The sequence below is a fragment of the Pantoea allii genome (assembly GCF_002307475.1).
GTDB classification, from domain to species: domain Bacteria; phylum Pseudomonadota; class Gammaproteobacteria; order Enterobacterales; family Enterobacteriaceae; genus Pantoea; species Pantoea allii.
The window spans coordinates 271,782-280,095 of the sequence record NZ_NTMH01000011.1 but is presented as its reverse complement, the minus strand read 5'-3'; the positions used below and the strand labels follow the sequence as shown (position 1 = coordinate 280,095).

Here is an 8,314-nt window from a genome sequence, read left to right as displayed (position 1 = left end):
GTTTATTTTTTCTTAACTGGTAAAGGAGGATGCAACTGATTAAAAAATCGCCTTTCAGTAAAGATATTTGATAATTGGTGATTTTTAGAATGAACCGCTGGGGGATATGTACTATTAATATTAACTCGCGCTTAGCGGTCTCTATTAAACGCATTAAGTAAATTAACAATAAAATGCGTAATGCTCATCGTGACCTTGCTTTTTTGTATGCTGAAATCACCAGGACGTCTTCAAATGATCATAAGAAAACCTGTTGGTATGAATAATGAACAAAGCGCGTTTAGCCCTGTTTTTTTACGCCCTGAATGGCGTGGTATTACCCGCGGCGTTTGCCGCACCGCTCCCCAAAGCGGAATTTAACTGGCGAGCGGCACCGAGTGAAGAGCAGGTCGCCATTTTAACGCTGCGAGATTCCATATTACGCGCCTTCTCACGTAACCCGAAGATTTCAGAGGCGGCAGCGCAGATTCATATCGGTGAAGGCGATCTCAGTGCTGCGCAGAGCGCCTGGTATCCTCAGCTATCGCTTCAGGGGGCGGCGGGGCGCTCTCATCAAACCGACTCCTCTGGCAGCCTGAATAATAATGGTTCCGGCGGGATCGTGCTGAGCCAACTGCTGTATGACTTTGGCCGCACCAATGGCGCAATAGACGAACAGCATGCCTTGTCGGATGCCTACCAGTTTAGTTTATTCGACGCGATGACGCAGGTCGCTAAAGAGGCCTTGCAGTCTTATCTGGAGGTCAAACGCTACCAGGCGCTGGCCGCTACCGCGCAGACCAATATCGCCTCGCTTGAACACGTGCGTGACATCGCCAAAATGCGCGCGGATGCCGGGCTGAACTCTCAGTCTGACGTCCTGCAGGCCGAAACACGTATCGCCGCCATGCATGCCACGCGTGAGCAGTATCTGGCGCAATTGCGCTCTGCTAACGCACAGCTTACCGTCCTGACCGGCGTGGTGCCTGCCACGCTGCCTGAACTGCCCCAGGCACTGCTACAACAGCAAATTACCCTGGACAAAATTGCCTATGAAAGCAGTGCTGCGGTGCGCAGTGCACAATACAAGCAGGAAGCCGCCAGGGAGCGGGTACGTCAGGCTCAATCGGGGCACTGGCCCAGCATCAAGGTCCAGGCCGGTCGGACACGTTATGAAAATGACACTCGCTCATACTGGGATGATGAAGTCCAGCTTCAGGTCGAAGCGCCGCTCTATCAGGGCGGTCTGGTCAACGCCAAAACACAGTCAGCAGAAGGCGATAGGCTCGCCGCGCAGGCTGCGGTACAGCAAGCCAAACTCACGATTAATCAAAATGCCTCCACATCTTACGCCGACATGATTGGCGCTCAGCAGCGTCAACTGGCGGGTGAGGCGCAGTTAGCCAGCGCTGAACATACACGCAACGTTTATGCCGATGAATACCGGCTGAGTAAACGCAGCCTGAATGATCTGCTCAGCGTCGAGCAGGATGTTTTTCAGGCCGACAGCGCGCGGATAACTGCGCTTTACGACGGCTGGGATGCCACCGTCCGCTATGCCGCTGCGGTTGATAACCTGCTCGACATCATGGGTATCGACCGTCAAAAAAGCAGTGGCGATCTTCTTCCTTCGTTGCAATAGCGAACCCGTTTTAAAAGGCGTTTACGATGAGTGCACAAAACCCGACGACCGATAACTGGATTGCTGCGATGTTGCGCGTGGCGGCCCGTTTCGGCAAACCTGCAGATGGAAAAACGCTGCGCCAGCAAATGCGCTGGTTTGAACACCTGCCGGTGGCACAGCAGCTGGAGCGCCTGTGTGGTCTCCTTGGGCTCCATCTCACGATGGTGCCACAGAACAAACTACGCTGGCGGCAGGAGATCACGCCCGTTGTGCTGGTCATGGAAAATAACAGCGTTGCCGTGCTGGAAGAGATCGATGCTGACGGCGGCGCACGCTACTGGCTGAGCGAAGGCGGTGACGTGATTCGCGAAGGCGAGCTGGCCGGTCTGCTCTCCAGAGCGCAGGGTGACATTGGCGTGATTGGCGTAGCCGCACGCGGCAGAGATGCCCGAATCGATGAGTTCGTGCAGCCCTATGAACCGCACTGGTTCTGGAAAAACTTTCGCGGCATGGGACGTCGCATCGCGGAAATCTCCGTGGCGTCGGTAATCAGTAACGTGCTGGCGCTGGCCGGTATTCTCTTTTCAATGCAGGTCTACGACAGGGTGATTCCCGCCCAGTCCGAGGCCACCTTGTGGGTGCTGTTTGTCGGCGTACTGATTGCCGCCGCCATTGAATATCTGATTCGCCTGATGCGCACGCAGGTGTCTGACCTGATGGGCAAACGCATCGATTTAAAAGTTTCCGCCATGCTGTTTGCCCGGGCAATGAATATCCGCAATGAGTCACGGCCCAAATCCACCGGGTCCTTTATCTCTCAGCTGCGCGAAATCGATCAGGTGCGTGAGTTACTGACCTCAACCACCGTCGGCGCGGCTGCAGACTTGCCTTTTGTCATTCTGTTCCTGTTTATCATGTCGTTTATTGGCGGCTGGCTGGTACTGATTCCATTGGCCGCTATTCCGTTAATCATTATTCCGGGCATGTTAGTCCAGTTCCCGATGGCGCGGCTGGCGAAAGCCGGATTGCGCGAAGGCGCGCTACGAAACGCCGTGCTGGTTGAAACAATCGAAGGCATTGAAGACATCAAAGCGCTGCAAGCCGAACCCTATTTTCAGCGCCAGTGGGAGCAGACACATGAGGTCAGCGCCGCGATCGGTAATCAGCAACGCCTGTGGGGAGCCAGACTGACCGGCTGGGCAGCGACCGTGCAGCAACTGACCTATGCGGGCATGCTGGTGTTTGGGGTTTACCTGGTGCTGGACTCACAAATCACCACCGGAACGCTGGTCGCCTGTAGCATGCTTTCTTCGCGCACTATCGCGCCGCTGATGCAGTTAACCATGGTCTTTTCACGCTGGCAGCACGCCAAAACCGCCATGAAAGGGCTGGATGAGCTGCTGAAAAAACCACTCGATAAACCTGATTCCGCCACCATGGCGCACTGCCCGACGCTGACCGGGCATTATGAACTGCGCAACGTGCACTATACCTACGACGAAGAAAACGAAAAGAACGTGCTTAATGTGCAGCAGCTGAACGTCAAGCCGGGTGAAAAAATCGCCATTTTGGGGAAGGTCGGTGCGGGGAAATCCACCTTACTGAAGATTCTGGCGGGCCAGGCGCAGGCCAGTCAGGGAAAAGTGCTGGTAGACGGCGTGGATATGGCCCATATCGATCCGACCGACCTACGCCGACAGCTCGGCTGGCTGTCCCACGATTCCCGTCTGTTTTTTGGCACGCTGAGGCAGAATTTGCTGCTCGGCAATCCCCACGCCAGCGAGCAGGACATGCTACAGGCATTACGCATCAGTGGGGCACTGTCGCTGGTCCAGCAGGATGCGGCCAGTCTGGATCGCATTATCAATGAGGGCGGGCGCGGGCTGTCAGGCGGACAGCGGCAAATGATTATGCTCAGCCGACTGATTCTGCGCCAGCCGCAGGTCGTGCTGCTGGATGAGCCGACCGCCTCCATGGATGAGCAGCTTGAAGAGCATGTTATCCGCCAGATGCAGGGCTGGATCAGTGGACGCACGCTGATTCTGGTGACGCACCGTCCCGCTCTGTTGAAGATGGTCGATCGTATTGTCGTAATGGAAAACGGCCGCATCATCGCGGACGGCGCAAAAGATCAGATTTTACGGCGCGCGACCCACAACGTCGCGGATGCCAGTCAGGGAGGTGCGGCATGAGCGTGGTGATGGACAAAGATCTGGCCAAACATGAACGGCGTACGTCGGCAATCATCTGGTTATGTACGGCGGCGCTGGCCATTTTTCTTGTATGGGCGCACATGGCGATTCTTGATGAGGTCACGGTAGGCACCGGAAAGGTCACGCCATCCACCCGCGCACAGGTGATTGACAGCCTGGACGGCGGCATCGTTAAGCAGCTCAATGTGCATGAGGGCGATATCGTCGAAAAGGGCCAGATACTGGCCACGCTTGATCCCACCCGTTTTCAGTCAAACTTTGGCGAAGTACAAGCCAGAGTGCGCACGCTGCGTGCGTCCTCAGAACGGCTCAACGCTGAACTGTCGGGGATTCCGCTTACCTTCAGTGCAGAGACGCAGAAAGAGCCGCAACTGGTGGCGCGCGAGAGGCAACTGTATGAGTCGCGCCGCCGTAATCTGACCGAAACCATCAGTAATCTGCAACAGTCTTTACGGCTGGTACAGGATGAGCTGCGTTTAACTGAACCGCTGGTGGCTAAGGGGGCAGCAGGGCAGGTAGAAGTGATCCGCCTGCGCCGCCAGGTAAGCGATCTGCGCGGTAAGATCGATGAGGCGCGTAACGACTATCTGGTTCGTGCTCATGAAGAGCAGGTAAAAAACAATGCTGAACTGGACGCCCAGCTTCAGGTCGCCGCAGGCAAAGAAGATCAGCTGACGCGCGCGACGCTCTATTCACCGGTACGTGGGATTGTGAAGGATATTCAGGTTACGACAGTCGGCGGGGTACTTGAGCCGGGCGGAAAGATAATGGAGATCGTTCCTCTGGAAGATCAATTGTTGATTGAAACCCGCATTAATCCTCGTGATATCGCCTATATCCGGCCCGGCCTGGCCGCGGTGGTCAAAGTCACCGCCTATGACTCGTCGATTTACGGTGACTTAGCGGGCGTGGTGGAAACCGTTTCTCCTGACACCTTGCAGGATGAGGTCAAGCGCGACCAGTTCTATTACCGGGTTTATGTGCGTACGCAAAAAGCGGAGCTGACGAATCGGGCGGGACGGCGCTTCCCGATTGTTCCTGGTATGGTGGCGAACGTTGAGATTAAGACGGGACAAAAATCCGTAATGGACTATTTGCTTAAGCCGTTGAATAAAGTCAAAGAATCGATGCGCGAGCGCTAATATCGCCAGTCCGAATCGGGCGGCCTGTTATAGTTTCATTAAGTGACTAATTATCTGATAAGCCTTACCTGCTGACGCACTATATTTTCTTAAATCAACAAATAAATTTGGTGATAAAAGCGGCAATAATCAAGGCTATTTAGCGCGTATGAAACCAGAGCAGAGGCGATCAGGCAAAAAAAAGCCGGGCAATAAGCCCGGCGATATATAAGGGTAAAAAAAAATCATTCGGGGTGAATGAAGATAAGAAATAAATGATGATAGCGGGAGTAAGTATATTGGCTGGGGCGCAATAAGTTTTACCATTGAGTGCTTAGGAATATTCCCATTAAAATCATCCTGATAACTATTATTTTCGATTTGATTATCATTTTGTGCTTTATTTTTTATCACTCTGTGCGGCTAATAAGTTCCGTGTTATTTACATGTGGAAATAAATTTTACAGATTATGAAACAGTTTCGGAAATTTAGTAGCATTTTTACGATGGATTATTACTCGCTATGAAACAACAATGGTTTGCCGACCGATATTACCATCGGTTTGCAGTGGCAAATATAAAAGGCACATAACAGAGGGTAATAAAATGAAGCGTCACATTCTCTCCCTGGCGATCCCTGCATTACTGGCAGCAGCGGGATCGGCAAATGCGGCTGAAATATACAATAAAGACGGCAATAAATTAGATTTGTTCGGCAAAGTAGACGGTTTGCACTATTTTTCGGATAACGACAGCGCCAATGGCGACCAGTCCTATGTCCGTTTTGGCTTCAAGGGTGAAACCCAGGTCACCGATCAACTGAGTGGCTATGGCCAGTGGGAATACCAGGCCGCACTCAACAATTCTGAGGCACAAGGCACGGCTGACAGCTATACCCGCGTTGGCTTTGCAGGGCTGAAGTTTGGCGATGCAGGTTCATTTGACTATGGTCGCAACTACGGCGTGGCTTATGACATCGGCGCATGGACCGACGTTCTGCCAGAGTTTGGTGGTGATACTTATGGCGCGGACAACTTTATGTTCCAGCGCGGCAACGGCATGGCGACCTATCGTAACAACGGCTTCTTCGGTCTGGTCGATGGCTGGAACTTTGCCGTCCAGTATCAGGGCAAAAATGACAACCCAACGGAAGCGAGCGGTGGTCGTGATGTGCTGGGTGAAAACGGCGACGGCTGGGGCCTGAGCACCACCTATGATCTGGGTTCCGGTTTCGGTATTGGTGCCGCAACCTTCCAGTCCGATCGTACCAGCAACCAGAATGGTAATGCTGCGGGTATCCTGGGACGCGGTGATAAAGCGGAAGCTTATACCGGCGGTCTGAAATATGATGCCAATAATATTTATCTGGCTGCGATGTATACCCGGTCGTATAACGCGACCAGCTTCGGTGACAGCACCAGCCGTAACCAGCCGAATACGGCTTATGGTTATGCGGATAAAGCGGATAACTGGGAATTAGTGGCTCAGTACCAGTTTGATTTTGGTCTGCGTCCTTCTCTGGCCTACGTGAACTCACGCGGTACCGATGTGCAGAACTGGGGCAAGCAGAATCTGAAGAAATACGTCGACGTCGGTGCGACTTACTACTTCAACAAAAACATGTCGACCTATGTTGATTACAAAATCAACTTACTGGACGACAACGACTTCACCAAAGCGGCGGGAATTAATACCGACGACGTGGTGGGCGTAGGGCTGGTTTACCAGTTCTAAAAGTCACAGGGAGCGCAAATGCGCTCCCTGGTTTTATTCATTCGTTATCTGTTCTGGCCCAGTTTCATCCTGCGGCACGATAACGTTGCCATATCTCGCCCCCTCGAATGCCACACCCGACAAGGTGAATGCAGCAAAACTCAACCAGTTTTGCATCGTAGTCATCGCAGTCTCTGTCTTCTCCATCCCACACCTCTCAGCAAATCAGACGATATAACTGGTGCAGGAATCGTGCCAGTCCGACCGCTCTCATAGCCACGGAAAAACAGGGGATCTTGCTACAATAGCGCGCGGATAAAGGGGCGGATGACCTTAAATGGTGCAGAGGCGATCAACGGCGGCGCAGATAGGCTGTCGCCACATTGCGGTTTCGACGCTGCTGCCACGTTTTATAACTTCCTAATACGAACAGGGCCAACGCAGCGGCAAGGATTAATAAAATCATCTGTTACTCCTTTTTCTGACGCCCTCAAGATCGAGCGGAACGAGCTAGTCTGGTAGAACGCATAAGTTTTATCAACCATATTTAAGTTACTTTACTTAGTGTTTGTGCTTTGAAATATGCATAAATTACCTGTTACGGATGAATATTGATGACCTTTAAGATAAATCTGCTGTTAGTGGCCGCAATGGTGCTGCTGGCAGGGTGTGATAACCCGTCGTCAAAAGAGCAAGACGCCATGGTGCTGGAAGGGAAAACAATGGGGACGGTGTGGCGAGTTAGCCTGGCAGGGGTTGATGCCGGACGTAAAGCCGTGCTCCAGCAGCGCATTCAGCAACGGCTTGATGCCGATGATGCGGAACTCTCAACCTGGAAGCCCACCTCTGTGCTGTCGCGCTTTAATCAGAGCCGTGCCACGACGCCACAGCCAGTGAGTGAAAACATGGCTGATATCGTGACGCTTGCCCTGCGAATCGGCAAGAAAACCGCAGGGGCCATGGATATTACCGTCGGTCCGCTGGTTAATTTATGGGGCTTTGGTCCCGATAAGCAGCCCAGCCATATTCCTGACGATCAGCAGATCGCCGCGGCCCGAGCCCTGACTGGCTTGCAACATTTGCGGGTGATTCAGGGAGGAGAAGGGCAGTGGCTGCAAAAAGATCTGCCAGGCTTATATGTTGACCTCTCCACGGTGGGAGAAGGTTTTGCAACGGACCATCTGGCGCGCCTGATGGAGCAGGAAGGCATTAATAATTATCTGGTCTCGGTGGGCGGCGCTGTTTTGTCGCGTGGAATGAATGCGCAGAACCAGCCGTGGCGGGTGGCGATTCAGAAACCGACCGACCGGGAAAATGCCGTTCAGGCGCGGGTCGATCTGCAGGGGCACGGTATCAGTACCTCAGGCAGCTATCGCAACTATTATGAACTGGATGGCAAACGACTTTCACACATCATCGATCCTGCTACGGGGCGGCCAATCGACCATAAGCTGGTGTCGGCGACCGTGATTGCCACCACCGCGCTGGAAGCCGATGGTTGGGATACAGGATTAATGGTATTGGGCACTGAAAAGGCCAAAGCGCTGGCAATCAAAGAGAAACTGGCGGTGTACTTAATCAGCAAGCAAGGAGACAACTTTGTCAGCTGGATGTCGCCCCAGTTTTCCGCTTTTATTATTCCATCTGACTGACAGAGAGAACAT

General features: G+C 53.0%; 6 protein-coding genes. 5 read left to right on the top strand and 1 reads right to left on the bottom strand.

Annotated features, from left to right (window positions below; genetic code table 11):
* The first annotated feature begins 265 nt into the window (after positions 1-265).
* From CMR03_RS04185 to ompC, 4 genes are all read left to right on the top strand, one after another.
* Entirely contained in the window at positions 266-1,621 is a 1,356-nt protein-coding gene (locus CMR03_RS04185; RefSeq protein WP_096010869.1) for a TolC family outer membrane protein, read from the top strand.
* 26 nt (positions 1,622-1,647) lie between these two features.
* A complete protein-coding gene (locus tag CMR03_RS04180; RefSeq protein ID WP_063880268.1) occupies positions 1,648-3,795 on the top strand; it encodes a type I secretion system permease/ATPase in 2,148 nt (715 codons plus the stop codon).
* The gene (locus CMR03_RS04175; protein ID WP_063880267.1) at positions 3,792-4,958 is read left to right on the top strand and encodes a beta-barrel domain-containing protein; all 1,167 of its coding nucleotides are present in this window, start codon (positions 3,792-3,794) and stop codon (positions 4,956-4,958) included. The genes CMR03_RS04180 and CMR03_RS04175 overlap by 4 nt, the downstream gene beginning before the upstream one ends.
* A gap of 585 nt (positions 4,959-5,543) precedes the next feature.
* Positions 5,544-6,671 (top strand): porin OmpC, encoded by a 1,128-nt coding sequence (gene ompC, locus CMR03_RS04170; protein WP_063880266.1) that lies wholly within the window; start codon positions 5,544-5,546, stop codon positions 6,669-6,671.
* Between the two features lie 331 nt (positions 6,672-7,002).
* On the opposite strand, the gene CMR03_RS04165 is transcribed toward ompC, so the two are convergent.
* Positions 7,003-7,116, bottom strand: a complete 114-nt coding sequence (locus CMR03_RS04165) for a response regulator (protein WP_096010868.1) — start codon at positions 7,114-7,116, stop codon at positions 7,003-7,005.
* A gap of 145 nt (positions 7,117-7,261) precedes the next feature.
* Here CMR03_RS04165 and apbE point away from each other — a divergent pair, with 145 nt between their 5' ends.
* A complete protein-coding gene (gene apbE / locus CMR03_RS04160) occupies positions 7,262-8,302 on the top strand; it encodes an FAD:protein FMN transferase ApbE (RefSeq protein ID WP_063880264.1) in 1,041 nt (346 codons plus the stop codon).
* Positions 8,303-8,314 lie beyond the last annotated feature (12 nt).